The sequence below is a fragment of the Neobacillus sp. FW104-15D2 genome (genome assembly GCF_058790155.1).
In genome coordinates this window covers 1-20,986 of record NZ_JBYTCJ010000051.1, presented here as the reverse complement: position 1 = coordinate 20,986, position 20,986 = coordinate 1, and the positions used below count along the sequence as shown (strand labels likewise).

Below are 20,986 nucleotides of genomic sequence, written 5' to 3'. Positions count from 1 at the left end.
GCAAGGCAGGAGTCTGCTTGATTCCATTGTGTTAGTCTATCGAGGTCAGTTTTCTTTTAACTGACCTAAGTAGTTACTAATACCTAATAGTTTGATCCAGATGCGACGTAAAAAAATAACACTGCACAAAAGAGAATCACACACAGGACGTGAATTGTATCAAACTCTTCTATTTTGTCAAACATCTTGGTTATTCATAGGATTAAAGAGCGGTTTCTCTACGTTCCTGACAAATGTTACTACCCCTAAGTATATGATTCGTGTATAGTTAAAATATACCAATAAAAGAGGTGTATAATGAATTCGTTTTCCTTTTACCCGATTGTCATTTTAATTGCCGCCTTAGTTTTATGGCGAAGAACCAGAGCTATGTATCGCCCAATTACAGGGAATGGAGTTAAGCTTCTTCTACCAATATTATACTTACTGATACCTTGTGTCCCTATAATTTTGAATCCAAAGGTTCAGGCTCAGAGCTGGGAATTGGTAATGGCATTTGCACTTGGATTGCTACTTTCCGTACCACTTATCTGGACCACTAACTATGAAATCAGATCAGACCAACATATTTATGCAGTTAAAAATATGAGCTTTATCATTGCTTTTCTTGTCATACTTATCATTCGTTTTTTGTTTCGTGATTATTTAAAATGGCTTGGCCCAGAAACAGTAGGTGCATTATTTGTAACAATTGCACTAGGATATATTTTACCCTGGAGAATTTTATCTTTTCTCAAGTTCCGAAAACTGTATAAAAGTCAAGTTAATATATAATTAAAGAAACCCTTCTGAATAAAGTCTGAATGGTTTCTTTAATTATATCTTTTCTGCTTTTAAAGGATTTCTTTTTAACAGACTCATATTTGGTTTTGAATGTTTGTTAGTCATCTGTATGTCAATTTTATTTTCCGGATAAAGAACCTTTCCGAGTACCTCAATTAGTTCCTCGAGTAAAAAAGGAGTTTTATAACATTCAAGCTCTTCTTTTGCGAAAATAGGTTACATATCGGTGTTTCAAAATCTAAATACATAGCTACTGCCCCATTATTCTAGAATGATTGGTTGCATATTTACTAAATATTAATTAATATAGAATTTTACTTATTCTGGTGTTTGCATAACTTCCACAATGTTCCTACTTGAAGCAGTCATATAATCTAAGTAGATGGCTACCCATTGAAATTCAACCAGAATTGATTCATTATCAGTAACAACCCCGAGCACACGCTTCAGGGTTCCTTTCATTTATTGAGTTAATAACTTATAATTTCTCACCAGAAATGGTGATGGAATCCATGGTGATGATGGTGGAAAGGATATCCGCCATAAAAGCCTCCATATCCATACCCCGGAAAGCCTCCGTATCCATATCCATAACCAGGGAAGCCTCCATAGCCGTAACCAGGAAACCCAAATCCCATTCCAAATCCTGGAAAACCTCCGACAACAATGATTTGTCTATCCATATTTATCTCCTCCTCAAATTCTTTCAAGGATAGTCTATGTGTCCATATCTAAAGAAGCTTAGGTATTTGCCTAGTTCGTGAGAATTCTGTAACTAACAAATCATTAATACAGCACTCCAGATTAATTGACATATCGAAAATATTCGATATAATGACTAGCATGGATCCAATTGAACTATTTAAAGTATTGTCAAACGAGACAAGGCTGAACATCTTAAAGTGGCTGAAAGAGCCGGAGAAGTATTTTCCTAAGCAGCAGGCTCACCTTCCTAAGGAGGTAAGTATCAAGGGAGGCGTGTGTGTGGGCGATATTCAAGAAAAAGTCAAAGCTTCTCAATCTACGGTTTCTCACTACTTAAATATGATGCAGAAAGCTGGGCTTCTCGAATCCGTTCGTTATGGCCAATGGACGTACTATCGGCGTAACGAGGAAACCATTCGTCAGTTAACTGAATTTCTTAAAACAGAAATCTAGTCTGAGAAGGAAAATAGATTTCTGTTTTTTATTTTTATTAATATCGATTATTCTCGATATATAGATGTTTTCCGAAGATTCTTTTTAATAAAAAATTCTGGAGTGAAATAAATGACTAGCGTTACAGCAGGCACCACTTTAAGCAAAAAACAGAAAATTTTAGCCTTTACCCTTACCCTTCTAACCTTCGTTATGGGAACGAGCGAGTTTGTAATCGTCGGTTTACTGACTGAAGTCTCTGGAGATTTAGGAATTTCAGTAGCAACTGCCGGGTCCCTGGTTTCCGGATTTGCCATAGCCTATGCCATTGGTACGCCCCTACTAACCGCTTTTGTAAGCAGATTTTCAAAATATCCGCTGATGTTAATTCTAATATTCATTTTTATATTAGGAAATGTTATTAGTGCCCTTTCAGGTACTTACACGATATTAATGCTGTCAAGACTTATAACAGCCATTGTAAGTGGTGTATTAACGGCTTTAGCCATGTCTGTTGCCAATGATTCCATGCCGGCAGAAAAGAGATCCTCCGTCATCGCTTTAATCTTTGCAGGTTTTACTATCGCGAATGTAATGGGTGTTCCCATCGGAACATTTGTGGGTCAATTAGGCAGCTGGCATTTAACTTTTTGGCTGACAGCAATTTTAGGAATCATTGCTTTTGGTATTAGTGCGGTAGCTCTGCCAAAAAACATGAAAAACGAGAAGAGTTCAATCAGTGATTCGCTTAGATTATTTAAACACCCAAGAATCATTCTGGCTTTCTTGATTCCCATCTTCTGTTTTACAGGAACCTATACGATCTATACGTATATAACACCGATTCTAGAAAGTGGATTGAATATACCTGTAAAATATGCAGGGATTGTATTACTTGCTTACGGAGGTTTTTCTATTTTCAGTAACATTTTAGCAGGAAAAATAGCCAGCAAAAATGGTGTTTCCAGACTGCGTTATGTTTTTATTATCCATGCTATCATTCTAACTTCTTTTTATTTTACGATGTCATCCATTATTCCAGGCCTGATCAGCATTATGTTAATGGCTGTAATGCTATATGCGATGAATGCAACCATTCAAGTCTACTTTATGGATTTGGCTGATAAATACTCCCCAGGTGCAAAAGACTTTGCCTCTTCGCTCACACCTGTTTCCGTTAATGTCGGTATTGCATCAGGTTCGGCTTTAGGTGGTTTTGTTGTTTCTACAGGTAACTTAGTGGATCTTTCATGGGTTGGCGGACTGGCAGCTTTGATTGCTTCCGGCCTGGCTTTTATCAGTTACCATTTGGATAAAAAGGACAAGAATTCTAACGAGAATTTTAAAGTCGAATAAAAAGCTATATAAGGAAAAAGGGTAACGAATCGATCATGATTTGATTACCCTTTTTTTAAAAATAGTATTGTTCAGGATTAATAGTAGAAACCCCTCCTCTTTGTCTTTTAGATAGGCTCTGTTCATACAAAAAACAGCCAGAACATTATTGGCTGTCTTCATATATAATTCTTCCTCCATTCAATGAAAATAGATCTAATAGAAGCATCTTCTGTGATTAGTCATTTATCCACTTTGTTCATTTAAATATAGTTCTCTCTCAGTCGGTTTATATCCGCTCTAGGTGAAAAACCAAACATGCGGGAATATTCTCGGCTGAATTGCGATTGACTTTCGTAACCCACTCTGAATGCGACATCGGCCACATCTGATGACTCAGCTAACAACAAACGCCGAGCTTCCTGTAATCTCAATTGTTTTTGAAACTGAATCGGGCTCATTGCAGTCACCTCTTTAAAATGCCGATGAAGCGAAGCGACACTAATATTCGCGATTTCCGCTAGATCCTCTATTCGAAATGACTTTTCATAGTTATTAATGATATATTCGATTACGTTTCTAATTCGGACAGCATTGCTGCCTTCTACCGCCATTTGCTCCAGTGTTTCCCCGTGCGGACCTTGAAGAACCCAATAAAGTATTTCTTTCTTAATTAATGGAGCAAGTATTGGAATATGTTTCGGATTGTCTAGCAAACAAGCTAATCTGATTACTGCATCCAACAAAGATGGCTCTGCTTCGCTAATAAACATCGCTCTTTTCACATTTCTTTTCTGTCCAGATTGAATATTCTTGTCATTTAAAACCTCTAAGATTTCGCTCGATGTAAATTCAAGTTTAAGTGCCATATAAGGAGATTCGGATGAAGCTCTAATAACTTGCCCTGTTACTGGTAAGTCAACGGATGCAACAATGTAGTTGCCAGGACCATACCTAAAGCATTCCTCTCCCAACCATACCTCTTTCTCTCCTTGGAGGATAATGCATACGGAGGGCTCGTTAACTCTAGAGATGGGCTCGGAGATAATCGATTCACGGATGAGAAATAATGTTGGAATAGAGGTAGGATGAACACCATCCTGACCTGTATATCGCTCAATAAGTTTACATAGTTCATGCTGCTTGTCGATTTTCACTGACATATCTTATTCTCCTTTTCCCTCATCTTAGATGTTTTCATTTTACTTGATATTCGTTAAGCGAGAAAGTAGTTTGATAGGATTAGGCAAAAACTTGATACAAATGGGTTTAGGGTTTGTTTACTATTTGTGACATAATCAAAAGTGCAAGAACCAAACTGAAATCGAAATGTGCTATTAAATGAAAGTGAGGAATGAATAAATGGAATATGTGAAACTTGGTAATACAGGATTGGATGTATCTAGATTTTGTCTTGGCTGTATGAGTTTTGGTGAAGCAGAAAAATGGATACATCAATGGGTACTTAATGAAGAGCAAAGTCGCTCAATTATAAAAAAAGCACTGGATCTTGGAATCAACTTTTTTGATACGGCAAATGTGTATTCTATGGGAACCAGTGAAGAATTCCTTGGACGTGCTCTAAAAGATTTTGCCAATCGGGATGAAATTGTACTTGCAACGAAGATTCATGGTCGTATGCATGAAGGTCCAAACGGTGCGGGTCTTTCTCGAAAATCCATCATGACGGAAATTGATAAGAGTCTGAAGAGACTGGGAACGGATTATGTAGACCTTTATATCATCCACCGCTGGGACTACAATACTCCTATTGAAGAGACAATGGAAGCATTACATGATGTGGTGAAAGCCGGGAAGGCAAGATATATTGGTGCCTCTGCCATGTATGCATGGCAATTCCAAAAGGCATTATATGTAGCAGAGAAAAATGGATGGACTCGCTTTGTGTCGATGCAGAATCATTACAACCTTATTTACCGTGAAGAAGAAAGGGAAATGCTTCCTCTTTGTAAAGAAGAAAAAATTGGTGTTACTCCATACAGCCCGCTTGCATCAGGAAGATTGACTCGTGATTGGTCCGAAACAACGCATCGTTCCGAAACCGACCACATTCAAAAATCTAAATATGACACGACTGCTGATGCAGACCGATTAGTTGCAGAACGGGTGGCATCATTATCAGAAAAACATGGCGTTCCACGTATTCATGTCGCACTTGCTTGGCTCCTTCAGAAAGAACCTGTAACTGCCCCTATTATTGGTGCTACGAATATATCCCATCTCGAAGATGCCGTAGGTGCTCTTTCGGTGAAACTAACACCTGAAGAAATTGCCTTTCTCGAAGAACCATATATACCACATCCAATAGTTGGTCATAATTAAATTTTTGATGAAAATCAAGGATAACCAATTTGCCATAGAAGGAGGATTCAGTTTTTCTTACCCCATGCTATAACAAACCTAAAATTTCTAAGACTTTCTTCAACTGGAAAGAGACATTAGAAAATAAGCATATCTTTTTAGATTGCTTTTTGTGGCTTCAAATTCAATGGCTTTTATTATTTTATTTGTATTTGTTCGAGGGCAGAAACAAAGCTTCGATCTTGGTGTGGTTTATAATGTAGAAATATATTGAAGAAGATTGCGGCACCCTTTGGAAATCCTCCTGTACATACGTTCCTGGTTTACTTGGATGAAACCACCGATTGTACAGGAGGACAAAAATCAACACAGCCCTTTTAGATAGGCTCTATTAAAATTAAATGTTGATAATTTCGCAAAAATTTAACGCTACCCTTTTAATCATTATAAAAATTCCTTAAAAACGTTGTTCTTAATCTCATCCCACTCTGAATGGATTATACTAAAATACACATCGTCTCTACTTACCCCAGATGTATCTATATAATTAGCTCTAAAAACTCCCTCTTTTTTTGCACCTAACTTTCTGATTGCTTGTTGAGAACGAGTATTTCTTATATCAGCACTAAACTGAACCCTTCTAAATTCCATTTCTTCAAAGGCATATTTTAATAACTCGAATTTACAGGCTTTATTTAATCCTGTTCCCCTAAAAGATTTACCGTACCAAGTCCATCCAATTTCTAACCGTTTGTTATTAAATTGAATATTTCCGTATCTTGTTGAACCCGCTACTTCATTAGTTCTTTTGTCGATTATTATAAAAGGGTATGAATTCCCTGCTTTTCTTTGTTTAACAGTTTCTATAAGGTATTTATCCAAATCTTCATTACTTTTACATTCAATTGTGTAATAAACTTCCTCATCAAAGATGATTTTCTTTAATTGCTCCTTGTAATTCTCTTTAAATGGCACTAACTTAACAATACGATTTTCCAATATTATGTCGTTAAAATAAAAGTCATTCGTCATAACGTTTCTCCTTAATCAATTAATTTCCAATAATAAACTTTTATACTTTTAAATAATCCTGACCTGTTAATTGAATAAGGGTTACGCATTGAATTTTGACAGTCTCAAACTGTGATATGTGTCAGGCATTTCAAATAAAAATGAGGTTTTTAGGAACTCTTTAATATGTTGGACTCTTTAGCTCTTGTAGGATTTACTTCGTTATTATTTCTTTCCCGCCCTGAGTTTTGAACAGCTTTAATGATTCGCCTTCATCTGAATGTGGGTAATATTTAACTTTACAATAATATTTGCCTTCTCGGACTTTGTCATATTCATAGTTATCAAACCAAACGGAGTGTTCCCCAAACATTGCCTCTAAATGTTCGTTTTTTCCAGACACTTTATCAATTTCACACTTACCTTCATAATAGGTTGGACGATGCTGCATAACTTCTGGCAAATCCGGTACAAATATGGTAAACAATAAACCGCCGATTAACAAACCAAACAAGGATCCTGCTGTTTGCTTGAACGGAATTTTATATCTTCTCCCGCGTTTCCATTTTTCTGCAAAAATGAACCAAAGGGAACCAACAGAAATTAGTAATATAAATAAAGATATTAGTAACATTGCGTAATAGCGAGCCAATACCAATCCTCCTCAAGCAATAAAAAAGGATGATAAATTGATTTTATCATCCTTTTTACATTATCTAACTAACTTTTTCATATCCTCAATAAATTCAGCTACGGCTTCTTCCTTTGTTGCCCAGGAGGTTACAAACCGCACAGCTGAAGAGTCTACATCCACTCGTTCCCACACCAGGAAGGCATACTTCTTTTGAAGCTCAGCAATAAATTTGTCAGGGAGAATCGGGAATATTTGATTCGATGGTGAATGGGTCAGGAATGTAAAGCTTTCTTCCTCAAAGGCAGCCCTTAACAGACTTGCCATCTTGTTTGCGTGGAACGCCAGATCAAAGAACAGATTGTCCTTGAAAAGCTCTAAGAACTGGATTCCCAAAAGTCTCCCTTTTGCCAAAAGCGCCCCCTTCTGCTTCATATGGTAGCGGAAATCCTCTTTTAATGATTCTCTGCAAATAACGAGTGTTTCTCCCAAAAGGGCACCATTCTTTGTACCTCCAATATAAAATGCATCCACAAGATCTGGCAGGTCTTCAAGAGAAAGGTCATTTTCCTCCGCACACAAAGCAGATCCCAGCCTGGCACCGTCCATGAAAAGAATAAGATTATGCGCATCGCAAAAATCTTTTAATTCCCTTAGCTCACTTTTTAAATAGATAGAGCCTATTTCGGTTGAGTTTGATATGTATACAAGCTTTGGTTTTACCATATGTTCATCAGTATGCATGTCAAGAACGGCTTTAACGTGCGAGGCGGTCAGTTTGCCGCTTTCGGCCTCAATGGTAACAACCTTATGGCCGGTTGCTTCAATAGAGCCTGTCTCATGTGTAGCAATATGCCCGCTAGTTGCTGCTATAGCAGCTTCATGCGGTCTAAGAAACGCCGATAAGGCTATTAAATTCGTTTGCGTGCCGCCAGTTAATAGATGAACATCCACGTCCCTCCGCCCGATTTTACCCTTCAGCAATTCAATTGCTTTTTGAGAATAGGAATCTTCCCCGTACCCATCCTCCTGCTGTAAATTCGTTTCAATCAATGCGTTAAGGATTCTGGGGTGTGCACCCTCACTATAATCATTTTTAAAACTGTACATATATTAGTTCTCTCCTTTCGTGTGTCTAAATTTATTTTAAAAGAAAAATGCCCTTAAGTGAAAAAAAGTTTTCTTCAAATAGAAATTCTTTTTAGGCGCTTAACCTAGTATTTTGAAGGTTTTTCACTACTTTGTCTTTCAATTGCAGTTTTCTTGTAATGAAACTGTAATGCTAATCTATTTAATTGGTTCATACAAATGGATTGTACAAGAGATTCAGAAGACTTTTAAAATATTGGAGGAACTGAACTATGAAAAAAATAATTACAGCCCTTACCCTATTAACATCTTTTCTTTTTGCCTCACCAACCTTTGCGTATACAGTACAAAAAGGAGATACAATGACTCAGATTGCAACTAAATCCCATATGACATTGGACCAATTGGCGGAACTTAATCCCCAGGTGCAAGATTTGAATCTTATCTTCGTTAACCAGAACATCAACACAACCCCTGAAGAAGCGAAAGCATACGAAATGACATACAAGGAATTAAAAATTCCTACTGATAATACATATGAAAGTGCTGCTGTTCAAACTGAGACCCCAGCTTCACCAGCAGTACCAGCTGTCAATACGCCTGCTGAACAGCCTAAACAGCCTGCAGCTCCCGAACCAGCCAAAGCTTATTCTGATGCAGAAATCGATTTATTAGCCAGATTAGTGAGAGCAGAAGCACAAGCAGAACCTCTCCAAGGAAAAATCGCCGTTGCCTGTGTTGTTTTAAACCGAGTAGAGAGCCCTCGTTTTCCAGATAGCATTAGAGGCGTTATCTATCAGCGCGGCCAGTTTTCTCCTGTAAACAATGGACAAATTAATAAAGCAGCAGATGCCGATTCGGTAGCAGCCGTCAAAGCAGCTCTAACAGAAAGCAGGAATTTGGTACAAGGATCCTTATTTTTCTATAATCCTTCCATCGCCTCTAGTCACTGGCTGGATTCAAAAGCTACGACTGTAGTAATTGGACACCATGTGTTTAAAAAATAAGATTTTTTACTATATTATGGACTTTCTCTGCCCTGATGAGCATTTTAACTTAACGACAAATCGATGCTGACAAAGGCCTGCCCGGTAGATGCTCAGCGCAGAAGAAGACTGTCACCTTCGTAACAAATCATCAATAAGAAGCTTGCCGGGCGTGTGGTTTTTTGTACCCATAAGGGTATTTATCTCAAGTTTTCTTCAGAATACTTAATTGATCGGGACATCTTGGATATTTTAGTCTTTTTTTAAAAAAATAACTGTGTTTTTGAGCTTCAAATAGTTAAATTAAAGCTAGAATTAACTTCTTTTATATAGAAATACCCTCGGCAAGAAGCAGATGCACGAGTTCAGACAGGATATGCACGAATTTGATATAGGAATGCACGAATTTGGATGTGAAATGCACGAATTGGGATAGGAAATGCACGAATTGGATCTAGGGGAATGTAGGAATGCACGAAGTTGGTTATGAATGCACGTTTTAAGCTCCAAATGCACGAATTTTTGACGGATGCCCAAGTTCGCGATATGTAAATGCCCAAATCGCAAAGCTATCGCATTCTCCATTAGAGGAATGCCGAACTTCTTTTTTAAAAAAACTGGCTCTAGCCGCCAGCTATTATGATATGCCTGACACCAAAATGCTTCCATCATCGTGATGCGGAAACACAACCAGGACAGCGTTATTTTCCTTTACTGTGCCTCTTGATGAATATAGCCAATTACAAATATACCTGCCAATTTCTATCAATTCAAGCAAATCACTTATATATTTGCCCTCTACAGGTTAGAATTCTAATAGAATGGAGGGCGAGTAATGTTTCGATTAATAAAATCCATTGTTTATATCTTTGTACTGTTTTTTGCGGTGCAGTTTATTATAAATAACCTAGGTAACAATAAGTTGACAAAGGATTCCGCATTATCCGGTTTCAAAAACCTGAATATTAAACAGGATATAGGTGCAACCGTTAGTGATATGTATCAGGATTTACGCCAAACTGTAAATCAGTTAAGCTCTGGTAAGGTTGAGATGCCGCAAACTCTTCCAAAAGAAATACAGAAAAAGATCCCTTTAAAAGCACCCGCCAGACAAGTATATTCTGTTTATAATGTAGAAATTGGAGATTCAAAAGCGGATATTGAACGCCATTTAGGGGCCCCGAAGCGTTCAAGCATGAATGAATACGGATTGAAATGGTATGCCTATCATGACCACTATCAGCATTTTATGATGGTTATGTACGATAAATATGATAAAGCGGTCGGGCTCTATACTGACCAGGACCTTATTGCATCCACAAATGGGATCAAGTTAGGCTCCAAAAAAGAAGATGTTCGCGCCAAAATGGGTGAACCGTCTACTGCCATCCAAAAAGGAATGGTTCTCTATAAGATGCAAAACAATGATGAATATGACATGTTTTTACTGAATGGAGTTTATACGACTATTTTTTATGATAAACATGAGGGAAATACTGTAACAGCCATCCAATTAATTGACCAAAATACAGAACAGCAAAAAACAAATATCTATACAAAGGCAAGTCCTGAGCTTCGGGAAGGATTTGAGTATCAGTTATTTGATTTAACCAACTCATCCCGGCTGCAGCATCAGCTTCCTATTCTTTCATGGGATCAGCATGTCCGCGATACCGCGGCGAAACATAGCACTGATATGGCCGAGCATCATTATTTCGATCATACGGACCCTAAAGGGAAATCACCGTTTGACCGGATGGCTGATGATCATATTCAGTTCAACATGGCTGGAGAAAATCTGGCCTATGGACAGTTCAGCAGTATTTTTGCACACGAAGGTCTAATGAATTCACTCGGACACAGAGAGAATATTCTTCGCAACGGCTATAAGTATTTAGGCGTAGGTGTGGCCTTTAATGACCAATCCCAGCCTTACTATACAGAGAATTATTATGCGAACTAATAAAGTATGAGCTGCTTTAAATAAAATGGAAGCCTCATAGGTTAAGCCATTCTAAGATAGAAAAAGGACACGGAGGTATAAGCTTCCGTGTCCTTTTTAGATTTTCGCTTCTAACTTAGCTTGGGATAAAAGTAGAACCGTCTTCCCCCGATGAAAATACCCCTCCCCTATTAAATCTTAATATGGCGAACTAAAAGGTATTTTCAAAAAGGCCAGCTATTAAGAACAAAAAGTATACCAAAAGCAAAAAGCCAATGGTATTATCCAAGCTCAAATAATAGTATTCAAGTCAATTAATTAGTTGTTAAAATGACAAATATGGAATTGATGGTTTTATAACCATCACTATAATGATGAGGAAATTTATAGCTTGTGTGATGTATAATTTTGGCATAAAGGCATCTCTTTTTTTAAAGAACTCTTCAATTGATATTTCCAATTCATTTTTATTCATCATTCCAAAGAGCGCGGAAGCTGTTTTTTTAGAGAAGATTCCAGAAGATATCCGCATCAAAATAAATAATAAAATAGATAAATTAATAAAGCCTTGATGGAAATTTGCCTTGCCTAAATAAACCATGATAATTCCAGTAAAAAATAAGATGTAATCCGAGTATTTCGCTATTTTTCCCATTGAAGAAAGTATATGTCCGGTGAAATAAACCTGGGAGTTGTTCTTTGGCAATTGAAGAATGATAGGAAATAAAAAAGTCTGCCCGAAACCGATAATTGCAGTTGCAACATGAAAAAGCAACAGAAATTTATACATCCAACACCGCCCCTCCTTAGTATAATATTCCTAATTTTCCGCTTATTTTAATAGTAAAATTATACCACTTATGAAACTTAAAAAGGAAAAATTTTCATAAAAAAAACCTCTCGGTATGCTATTTCAACTTATACTATTGACCTGGTCATATTAGATATTAGGATTTTGTCGCTCAATGGCAAAGCATCCTGCATTTCGACGTTGAATTTTTCGTTGGTTTGATTCCCATCATAATGCAAAAAAGCGTGGTTAAATTAACCACGCCATTAGCGTTTTGCTATTTTATTGTCTTTTTCTTATGCTATTTACTTTTTTGCACCTCATAACGGAACCCGTTATAAATGTAGTGACTTCTTTTCTCATCTAGTTAATTAGTCTCTCTTTATTTTCTAATACTTCAAGAAATTGTTTGACCGTGCTGTAAGTCTGTAAATCCTTAACATTGATACCCAAATTTACGGCTGTTTGAGCAATGAATGGTCTAATGCCTGTAACAATTGGTTGAATACCAAGTAAATTTAGAATATCTCTTATTTGGAAAACCTGTTGTGCTACATGAGTATCAAAATTATGAATTCCTGAAAAATCAATAACAAGCATTTCCAGATTCAACTGAGAAATTTTTGGTATGACTTCATTTGTTATGTAAGTAGCTCTAGATTCACTAAAGTCCCCAATTAGAGGTAAAACTGCAACTCCACTTTTAATAGGAACAATTGGCGCTGCCAATTCTAATATTTCTTTTTCAATTGCTTCTAATACTTTTTGGTTTTGAAGATTAAAATTTTTTGTTGTGTTGCGAATAGCGTCGTCAAAAATAAAAATGACTTGTTCATAAAAAATAGAGATTTCCTGGGAACTTACATCGTCCAAAAGATTCTTATTCTGAATTTCATTTAACAAACATAAACGAAAGGTACTAATAATCTCAATGGTATCTTTCAACAAGGTACCATCATGATAAAAAAAGTTGTCAATGTCATATTCCAGTTCAATCTTTTCTGCATCTAATTTTGTTTTTACTAAGCTTTCAGACACATTCTTTAACAAAATAAATAGCAGTTGTTTGTGTTTTACTGTATGTTGGGATGAAAGTTGTAAATCTAATTGCTGGACAGCTTGTTCTAGAAGCCTACCAGTAATGGATTCACCTTCTGATTTAATGTACTCTGCAACTTTTATTAGTATGTTTTCCACATTCCTCTCGATGGTAGCCATATTATTCCCCTCTGCTTATTTATTGAATATTGAATTTATTTTAACACAATTATTAAATTCATTCTAACCACTCAGGTGTTATTAGCACATCAGATATTTTTCAGTTGGTTCTTGAGCTCTAGCTCCCATACTGCTAGATAAAGTCCTTCATGTACTAATTGTCCTTTATCTCATTAAACAAAAAAAGCTGCCTTTCTCTTTTGTTAACATAAGGCCTTTCCTTTAAGTGAACTTCTACACAATCTATGTTTTAATCAAGAAAAGAAACCAGCAACCCATAAATAGTTGCTGGTTTTAATTCTGGTATTCAACAAAGTTAATTGAAATATCCAGATATCATCTATATCTTCAACATCGCTAACCACATTTAGACTTTCACTTACGCTAGCATTGCCAAAGCTGTTATTTAGGTAATGTTGCCATCATCGGATAAAATTCCATTGTCATTATTCCTGCAATTACGGCGGGATCTTCTGCGATGAGTTTTGGAACTTTAGCCTCATTCTCAACTTCGATGATTGCAAGTCCCATTGGGGCTTTAGGATTTAGAACTGGTCCGAAAACCAAAGCAATCCCCTGATTCTGCTTGTCCGTCCAATAGGCGATGTGTTGTAGCATGATGTTCCTTTCACCTTCGGTCATGTCCTGATGAAAAGTTACTCTTGGCGGAGTAGACTTTAACATGAAGTGTAATTTTCCCTGATTGTTACTTGAGATATTGGTCGACATAGCGAATCCCCTATCACTCTGAATTTTATTTTCAACGCCTCTATGCTGAACTTCAATTATGCCATAGGTTCCTTCCGTATCCAATCAGTCACGGATGAATTTAGATTGATCTCATTCTATATGATTGTTTTGCCCTATAGTGGAAAAACAAAATGGCTCTAACCTTAGGGGAGTTATGTACCCTATAGGTTTCTTCACCATCTTTACCCGAAATAAAAAAACAGCTGTCACAAAGACAGCCTGTTGTTAATCTCTTGCACCCTCCTAATTTAGAAAGGAGACGTTATTCGCGATAAGTGCAAATCTTTTAACTTACAACATTGTTATCGATTTCTTGAAACAAGGCATTCAACAGATTCTCAATGTTAAGCCTCAATTCTGTATCAATTATTTCTTCGTTACTATTTAATTTTTTGTTGATAAGAGGAACTATCAAGGTGCCTTCTTTAACCACCGATGCACTCATCATCGAGAGTGTCCCTAGTAAAGAATTGTGCGCTGTTGCACCTCCATCGGGGTGTGGAGAAGCACTAATAACAGCTACTGGTTTGTTTACGAATTCTCCTGATGATACCACCCAATCAAGTGCGTTCTTCAATGAACCTGGAACTCCTTTGGCATATTCTGGTGTGCATATTAGTACACCATTCGCTTCTTTTAAGAGTCTGCGCCAATGCGCAACAGCAGAATCGGCATCATCTGAGTCTAAATCTGGATTAAAATGTGGAAGCTGTGCCATTTCACTATAATAAACGACGGTTCCCTGTGACGGAATCATTGAAATAACAGTACGCAATAATGCTGAATTCAAAGATTTTCCCCTTAAACTGCCTGATATAGCCAAAATATTAAAAGGACTAACAGTATTCATTTCAACACCTCTTTATTAAAGTTTAACAGGAATTTGTTTAAATATAAGTATCGGTATACTCTACGTTAAGCTTCCAAAATCCTTCTAAACATGAACATGTGGAACAACAAGAAAAAAGGCTCTGTTCCTTAATGAATTAAATGCCCCGTTGGCTAACCAGAATAGTTCTATCTCATAAATGTAATAAAATCAATATTAACTGGTTCAAAACCATCTGCTCGAAGTCGAGAATTAATTTGTCCTCGATGATACTGACCATGCAATGCTACATGTGTTAAAATATCCCGTACAGAACTTTTAAACTCTTTTCCTATACTATTTGTGTAGGTTATTATTCTATCTAGGTCAGTATTTGATAAATTAGTAAGAAACGTTGTTAAGCTCTCTTTATTTTGCTTAACAAGGTCTGTACAGACTTCTATATCGACCTCTGACCAGATGGGCAGTCGTGAACTGTCCAATCCTCGTAATCTCGTTATCCATACTTTTTCTGCAAAAAGGATATGGGAAAACAATCGGATCACATCCTGATTTTCATCTTCAATACTTTGCAATGTTTCAAGAATACGTTGATTAGCCCAATTTAAATGCTCATACATCTTTAGGATTGTTTCCAAAAAGAATCACCCCACCAATTATTGAATTTCCCCTTATAAAAATCAATCCATAATACCGCTTAATTCCATTCGACCGAAATCAAGAAAAGGCCTTCGTGAACTAGATTGCTACGTTTATTGAGTGAGTCAGCAGATTTTTAACCTTAATATATATTCGATTTATTTGTCTTTTAATCCTTTTCATCCGAATTCAGCACGTTATTTGGCATGTCAATTAGCAAGTGAATTAACATACGAAACGCAGTATGACAGAAAATATTGTCATCCTGCTAAAACGTATACGACTTCAGGGCTAATTTGAGGAAAAAAATCTAATAACGTTGATATACCGAACAAAAAAAGCCATCTAATTCATATACGAATTAGGTGGCTTTTAGCATTTCTTTTTTCTTTGGTACTACAAAAGAGAACCCCTCACCATAAAGAGTTGCTGTTTTTAATTCTGGTACCCGTTTGTTCAACAAAGTTAATTGAAATATCCAGATATCCATCTATAGTATTCATTTATCGCTAGCCACTTCTCCTTTAGGCAATCGGCTTATATCATATGATAACCAATAAACTCCATATCCAAATAAGCCAAGTATTAATAAAGGAATATTTATTCTTTTCAATCATTCTCCCCTAAATTACCCCAGCCATAGCATCTTCCTATTCTTCCGAAAAGAAGAGGGACAATTGGTTAAAGCTCCTTTTGCCTATGGTCAGTCCTCAAACCTCAGGCTATATTAATTGCTCGTGCTGCTAATACAGCTACTATAATAAGGGAGATTGAAGATTGAATCATCATAAAAATCTTTGCTCTTTTGGATAAAACCATCGTATCGGTTGGACTGAATGCTGTATTTGTATTGTAAGCCAGATATAAATAATCTAGGAATGAAGGGTTCCATTTTTCCCATCCAGGGATTTCGAATGTCATTTGCGGAAATAAAAAATCGGAAGGCTCACCTTTTCCACTATGCCTCTTCAACGGACCGCCTCGGTCAATTTCCCAATACCAAACTGCAAAAACCCCCATATTGACAATCCAAAGCAAGCCTGCACTCCGGATTAAACTGGTTGCACTAGCAGTATGTTGGAACAATGCATAAATCAAAAATGACACACTGCTGACTAACCCTAACGTTATTACTCCTGTTATGCCAAGTGAGAAAACACGAGTCCATCCATGATGACCTCGGACCATACTTATTACCATTGGTACAAGCAGAATGATTACGATAGAAACTATTATCGAACTATGACCTAGTGTTAAATTTTCCGAAATAATACTAAGTAGTATACCAATAACGAGAACCGTAAATAAAAATGCCCCATGAGGAACTTTAATATGTTTGTTATCCGAAAAATGAGATTCCTGCAATGGCAAACGCCTCTCTTTTTTTGTTTTATTCACAGCATATCATAATGAATATATTTTTATGTACTATAACAAAAATATTTTAATAATTGAGGGGAGTGGCAATCTATTCTTCATTAGTTGCACTCGCAACAAATTGCCAAAAATCTTAAAGATGGCTGAAAGATAGTTTATTATTGTACAAGTATAAGTACGTATTAAATAGTGTAAGAGAAAAGTAGCTTTTATGCACTTTCATAAAAATCAACCTCTTCCCACATCTTTGTCATTCTTATGCCAGGTTCAGGCATATTGGATATCTCCTCATTTTTTTATTTACCTGTATTCGATAAACAAGTGTATTTTCCTCTTATTCTTATTGAACTAAACTCCCGTTAGCTCAACAAGAAAGAATGACCGCTGCAACGATCATTGCCGGGGCTTTTGCTTCTTCCTCAAGTACCTTTAATCTTTTATAGTTAAGATTAGCCAGTACAATTTTCCCTGTACTAATAGAATCATCTCCAGTAACATTTATTTCGCTAGACTTTTTCCCAAGTTAAAGTTCGGTACTTACTCCAATCCAAAACTCATCTAAATCAAATTTGCTTTTATTAAAGTCAATGCCTAAAAGTATAGCTATTGCTGCTGCTTCATCTTTAGAAAAACCAGGTCTAACAATGTTTAAAGTATTTGAGGAACGACTATTTTTAAACACGCTAGGATCTCCGTTTGTTGAATAAGGATATGGCGTCCATAGTTATAACTCTTAATGAAGTAGTTCAAATACGGATTATGATAGTAGGACAAAACACATAACTCCTAAAATGCTAGTTATCAACACTACGTTAATAACCTGTTTTTGAACATGTCTTCTAAAAATTAAACAAATAATAAATTTAACCAAAATTACGACTTGGCTTATTAAAATGCACCTGATCGTTACTTGAATAAGAAAGAGGGACCTTCGTTATTGATGGTCTTACACGGCAGCTCAAAAATGCTAGTTGCTAAATAAAGTGATGTTTTTCCTGCGTTTTATCTAAAACTAAATTAATACTTTTTTAATATATATATTAGATAGCCTTAATTTTTTTTTTGTGAATATATGTTAAGTTTTAATAGTTATTAAAAATTGAGAGGAGAAATCTTACTTATGAAAAAGAGAATGGGATTTTTATTTACAGCGGTAACTTTGATAGTAATGATGTTAAGTGCATGTGGCAACACTACAAATAATTCTTCAAATTCAACAACACCATCTAGCAAAAAGTCAGATACTACATCACAAACATCAAAAACTTCGAATCCATCAAAAGAAGCTACAAAAAATGCAGCAACAGGAAAAGTAGTTGATATAAAGGTTATGGCAAAAGATTTTGAATATGATAAAAAAGAAATCCATGTTAAAAAAGGAGATAAGGTAAGAATTACTCTTCAAAGCGATGATGGTGGGCATGGCTTTGCTCTTCCAGCTTTCAATGTAAACATCCAAGGAAATAAAAGTGCTGAATTTATTGCCGATAAAACAGGTACATTTGAATACCACTGTTCTATTGTATGTGGAACAGGACATTCTAAAATGATAGGAAAATTAATTGTAGAATAGTTTTAAGATAAAAAGAGTTTGGCAAACAACCCTTTAAATACCATTTTAAGAAAAAACAAATCTGGACCAGTCCTTGAAAGGACTGGTTTTTTATTTCCATGAAAGGCACACGGGTGACACCACTCACCTTCAACAGTCGAGTAGAAGGGAGCCTTTCTACCTTGCGGTAAATTGCACTCCACATCACTCACCCCATCTTAAGAGGGGACAATAGTTTCCTATTGCTCAAATCTTTAGACCCGTACATCCGGAAGTTCGTCTGTTCTTTTTCACAAGAAAATTCTCACCATATTTAGTTATTCAGCCATCCGGCATATCCATTGGCATACCTTTTCCAGGAGGAATGGCTTCAGCCTTTGTTCTGCCGACTTCACCTGAGCTCCAGACCCCATAATCTGTCTATTATGACGCATGCAGGAGTATCAATGGGATAGTTTCAAAAAAAACATGGTTTTATCATTCCTATCCTCAATTATAAAGTTAGGATTTTCATAGAAATCCCTTGTCTTTTCACACACATTAGTGCTTATGACAAAACTTGTCGCACTGCCCCGTTTGTTTAAGTACATTTGTTCAGAATCTTTGCTTTGAATTAGAAAAAGCTGCCAAAATGACAGCCATTTCTTATTTAATATCTACGGGAATTTAATTTTAAATAGCTGGAAGGCCCTTCCCGCCTTTTGTAATTAATGTGCTGATTCTTTCTATACCAGTAATAAGTGGTTTTGCACGACTTATTAATGTTTGGGTAACTTCAAGACCTAGAGACGCTTGATGGGCGTTTTCATTAACCCACACTTCATAAACATAAACAGAACTTGGTTCATTCTCGGAAATATTCACAAGATATATTTCACATTCATCCAGATCTTTCATTGATTCTGCTGCTTCTAACAGAATATCAACCATTTTTTCTTTCTCGCCTTCTTGTACCACAAACTTGTTAAATAAACTAAATTTGCTCATACCATCCTCCTTAAATTTGTCACCTGTTAAGTGTTTCTATATCTGAACACGATTATCCTATTATTTCCATAAAATAAAATTAATCAAGGCATCATGCGCTAACCTTCCTCGTTAGTCGAAGAACAAAATGCCACCTTTATAGGAAGCAAGGTTGGAGCTATGGACTTACAATTGGGGTAGCGATTCCTGACGCTATGAGTATTTGAAAATTGAAACAAATGCAATAAAGATTGCCACTGCAAAGTATAAAAGCCCCATAAGCTTCATTATCCTTTGCTTATTTAGCAACTTATCTATTCCCCCAAATATAAACATACTCACCATGAGATTTTGCATAGTTAAAAAACTTTTATCCGAAAAATCATTCCAACTATAAATCGTATAACCCAACAATATTAAACCACTCATAATACTCAATAACTTAAAATTTTGAAAACCATAAAAGCCCACCCTTTCTAGAAAAAGTTTCATTCTAATTCCATTCGATTGAAATCAAGAAAAGGTCTTCGTGAACTAAACTGCTACGTTTGTTGAGTGACGTCAGCAGATTTTTTACCCGTATATATATTCGATTTAATTGTCTTTTAATCCTTTTCATCCGAATTCAGCACGTTATTTGGTAAGTCAATTAGCAAGTGAATTAACCTTCCGAAACGCAGTATGACAGAAAATATTTTCATCCTGCTAAAACGCATTCCAATTCAGGGTTAATTTGTGGATAAAAATCTAATAACGATGATATACCGACAAAAAAAGCCATCTAATTTATATGCGAATTAGGTGGCTTTTAGCATTTCTTTTTTCTGTTGTACTACAAAAGAGAACCCCTCACCATACAGAGTTGCTGGTTTTTATTCTGGTACCCGTTTATTCAACAAAGTTAATTGAAATATCCAGATCTCATCTATAGTCTTCAAACATCGCTAGCCACATTTAGACTTTCACTTACGCTAGCATTGCCAAAGCTGTTATTTAGGTAATGTTGCCATCATCGGATAAAATTCCATTGTCATTATTCCTGCAATAACGGCGGGATCTTCTGCGATGAGTTTTGGAACTTGAGCCTCATTCTCAACTTCGATGATTGCAAGTCCCATTGGGGCTTTAGGATTTAGAACTGGTCCGAAAACCAAAGCAATCCCCTGATTCTGCTTGTCCGTCCAATAGGCGATGTGTTGTAGCATGATGTTCCTTTCACCTTCGGTCATGTCCTGATGAAAAGTTACTCTTGGCGGAGTAGACTTTAACATAAAGTGTATTTTTCCCTGATTGTTACTTGAGATATTGTTCGACATAGCGAATCCCCTAACACTCTGAATTTTATATTCAACGCCTCTATGCTGAACTTCAATTATGCCATAGGTTCCTTCCGTATCCAATCAGCACGGATGAATTTAGATTGATCTCATTCTATAGGACTGTTTTGCCCTATAGTGTAAAAACAAAATGGCTCTACTCCTTTTGGGAGGTAAGTACCCTATAGTTTTCTTCACCATCTTTACCCGAAATAAAAAAACAGCTGTCACAAAGAGAGGCTACTGAAAATCTTCCGATTTTATAGTCCTACTGAGAAAATACAATTGAAAAAAGCCGGGTTTATTCCATATT

General features: G+C 36.3%; 21 protein-coding genes. 7 read left to right on the top strand and 14 right to left on the bottom strand.

Annotated elements, in window-relative coordinates; genetic code table 11:
* The first annotated feature begins 297 nt into the window (after nucleotides 1-297).
* On the top strand, nucleotides 298-774 hold the full coding sequence (locus AC3WR0_RS24600; protein WP_492554734.1) for a CcdC protein domain-containing protein: 477 nt from the start codon (nucleotides 298-300) through the stop codon (nucleotides 772-774).
* 497 nt (nucleotides 775-1,271) lie between these two features.
* Here the strand turns inward: AC3WR0_RS24600 and AC3WR0_RS24595 are convergent, their stop codons facing one another.
* On the bottom strand, nucleotides 1,272-1,466 hold the full coding sequence (locus AC3WR0_RS24595; RefSeq protein ID WP_492554733.1) for a hypothetical protein: 195 nt from the start codon (nucleotides 1,464-1,466) through the stop codon (nucleotides 1,272-1,274).
* A 160-nt stretch (nucleotides 1,467-1,626) separates the two neighbouring features.
* On the opposite strand from AC3WR0_RS24595, the gene AC3WR0_RS24590 reads away from it, so the two are divergent.
* Together AC3WR0_RS24590 and AC3WR0_RS24585 are read left to right on the top strand one after the other, a co-directional pair.
* On the top strand, nucleotides 1,627-1,941 hold the full coding sequence (locus AC3WR0_RS24590; RefSeq protein ID WP_492554735.1) for an ArsR/SmtB family transcription factor: 315 nt from the start codon (nucleotides 1,627-1,629) through the stop codon (nucleotides 1,939-1,941).
* Between the two features lie 111 nt (nucleotides 1,942-2,052).
* The gene (locus AC3WR0_RS24585) at nucleotides 2,053-3,276 is read left to right on the top strand and encodes an MFS transporter (protein ID WP_492554732.1); all 1,224 of its coding nucleotides are present in this window, start codon (nucleotides 2,053-2,055) and stop codon (nucleotides 3,274-3,276) included.
* A 242-nt stretch (nucleotides 3,277-3,518) separates the two neighbouring features.
* Here the strand turns inward: AC3WR0_RS24585 and AC3WR0_RS24580 are convergent, their stop codons facing one another.
* Complete coding sequence (locus AC3WR0_RS24580) at nucleotides 3,519-4,418, bottom strand: AraC family transcriptional regulator (protein ID WP_492554731.1); 900 nt, start codon at nucleotides 4,416-4,418, stop codon at nucleotides 3,519-3,521.
* Between the two features lie 199 nt (nucleotides 4,419-4,617).
* Between AC3WR0_RS24580 and AC3WR0_RS24575 the strand changes: the two genes are divergently transcribed.
* On the top strand, nucleotides 4,618-5,598 hold the full coding sequence (locus tag AC3WR0_RS24575) for an aldo/keto reductase (RefSeq protein WP_492554730.1): 981 nt from the start codon (nucleotides 4,618-4,620) through the stop codon (nucleotides 5,596-5,598).
* A gap of 423 nt (nucleotides 5,599-6,021) precedes the next feature.
* Here the strand turns inward: AC3WR0_RS24575 and AC3WR0_RS24570 are convergent, their stop codons facing one another.
* From AC3WR0_RS24570 to AC3WR0_RS24560, 3 genes are all read right to left on the bottom strand, one after another.
* On the bottom strand, nucleotides 6,022-6,609 hold the full coding sequence (locus tag AC3WR0_RS24570) for a GNAT family N-acetyltransferase (RefSeq protein WP_492554729.1): 588 nt from the start codon (nucleotides 6,607-6,609) through the stop codon (nucleotides 6,022-6,024).
* 193 nt (nucleotides 6,610-6,802) lie between these two features.
* A complete protein-coding gene (locus AC3WR0_RS24565; RefSeq protein ID WP_492554728.1) occupies nucleotides 6,803-7,240 on the bottom strand; it encodes a hypothetical protein in 438 nt (145 codons plus the stop codon).
* Between the two features lie 60 nt (nucleotides 7,241-7,300).
* A complete protein-coding gene (locus AC3WR0_RS24560; protein ID WP_492554727.1) occupies nucleotides 7,301-8,329 on the bottom strand; it encodes a threonine aldolase family protein in 1,029 nt (342 codons plus the stop codon).
* A gap of 251 nt (nucleotides 8,330-8,580) precedes the next feature.
* Between AC3WR0_RS24560 and AC3WR0_RS24555 the strand changes: the two genes are divergently transcribed.
* Together AC3WR0_RS24555 and AC3WR0_RS24550 are read left to right on the top strand one after the other, a co-directional pair.
* The gene (locus tag AC3WR0_RS24555; protein WP_492554726.1) at nucleotides 8,581-9,315 is read left to right on the top strand and encodes a cell wall hydrolase; all 735 of its coding nucleotides are present in this window, start codon (nucleotides 8,581-8,583) and stop codon (nucleotides 9,313-9,315) included.
* Between the two features lie 814 nt (nucleotides 9,316-10,129).
* Nucleotides 10,130-11,257: a CAP domain-containing protein gene (locus AC3WR0_RS24550; RefSeq protein ID WP_492554725.1), complete on the top strand. Its 1,128-nt coding sequence runs from the start codon at nucleotides 10,130-10,132 to the stop codon at nucleotides 11,255-11,257.
* A gap of 304 nt (nucleotides 11,258-11,561) precedes the next feature.
* Here the strand turns inward: AC3WR0_RS24550 and AC3WR0_RS24545 are convergent, their stop codons facing one another.
* From AC3WR0_RS24545 to AC3WR0_RS24515, 7 genes are all read right to left on the bottom strand, one after another.
* Nucleotides 11,562-12,026, bottom strand: a complete 465-nt coding sequence (locus AC3WR0_RS24545) for a hypothetical protein (protein WP_492554724.1) — start codon at nucleotides 12,024-12,026, stop codon at nucleotides 11,562-11,564.
* Between the two features lie 363 nt (nucleotides 12,027-12,389).
* Nucleotides 12,390-13,244 carry an STAS domain-containing protein gene (locus AC3WR0_RS24540; RefSeq protein WP_492554723.1) on the bottom strand — a complete coding sequence of 285 codons (855 nt, stop codon included), beginning with the start codon at nucleotides 13,242-13,244 and terminating at the stop codon, nucleotides 12,390-12,392.
* Nucleotides 13,245-13,646: 402 nt separating this feature from the next.
* A complete protein-coding gene (locus AC3WR0_RS24535; protein ID WP_492554722.1) occupies nucleotides 13,647-13,973 on the bottom strand; it encodes a YciI family protein in 327 nt (108 codons plus the stop codon).
* A 307-nt stretch (nucleotides 13,974-14,280) separates the two neighbouring features.
* Nucleotides 14,281-14,844 (bottom strand): NADPH-dependent FMN reductase, encoded by a 564-nt coding sequence (locus tag AC3WR0_RS24530; RefSeq protein WP_492554721.1) that lies wholly within the window; start codon nucleotides 14,842-14,844, stop codon nucleotides 14,281-14,283.
* Nucleotides 14,845-15,011: 167 nt separating this feature from the next.
* Entirely contained in the window at nucleotides 15,012-15,461 is a 450-nt protein-coding gene (locus AC3WR0_RS24525; RefSeq protein WP_492554720.1) for a DinB family protein, read from the bottom strand.
* Nucleotides 15,462-16,179: 718 nt separating this feature from the next.
* Nucleotides 16,180-16,827, bottom strand: coding sequence for a DUF1345 domain-containing protein (locus AC3WR0_RS24520; RefSeq protein ID WP_492554719.1), 648 nt, complete (start codon nucleotides 16,825-16,827; stop codon nucleotides 16,180-16,182).
* Between the two features lie 535 nt (nucleotides 16,828-17,362).
* Complete coding sequence (locus AC3WR0_RS24515; protein WP_492554718.1) at nucleotides 17,363-17,521, bottom strand: hypothetical protein; 159 nt, start codon at nucleotides 17,519-17,521, stop codon at nucleotides 17,363-17,365.
* Nucleotides 17,522-17,959: 438 nt separating this feature from the next.
* On the opposite strand from AC3WR0_RS24515, the gene AC3WR0_RS24510 reads away from it, so the two are divergent.
* Nucleotides 17,960-18,412 (top strand): cupredoxin domain-containing protein, encoded by a 453-nt coding sequence (locus AC3WR0_RS24510; RefSeq protein WP_492554717.1) that lies wholly within the window; start codon nucleotides 17,960-17,962, stop codon nucleotides 18,410-18,412.
* Between the two features lie 651 nt (nucleotides 18,413-19,063).
* Here AC3WR0_RS24510 and AC3WR0_RS24505 read toward each other — a convergent pair.
* A complete protein-coding gene (locus tag AC3WR0_RS24505) occupies nucleotides 19,064-19,378 on the bottom strand; it encodes a putative quinol monooxygenase (protein ID WP_492554716.1) in 315 nt (104 codons plus the stop codon).
* A 968-nt stretch (nucleotides 19,379-20,346) separates the two neighbouring features.
* Nucleotides 20,347-20,673 (bottom strand): YciI family protein, encoded by a 327-nt coding sequence (locus AC3WR0_RS24500; protein WP_492554715.1) that lies wholly within the window; start codon nucleotides 20,671-20,673, stop codon nucleotides 20,347-20,349.
* Between the last annotated feature and the right edge of the window lie 313 nt (nucleotides 20,674-20,986).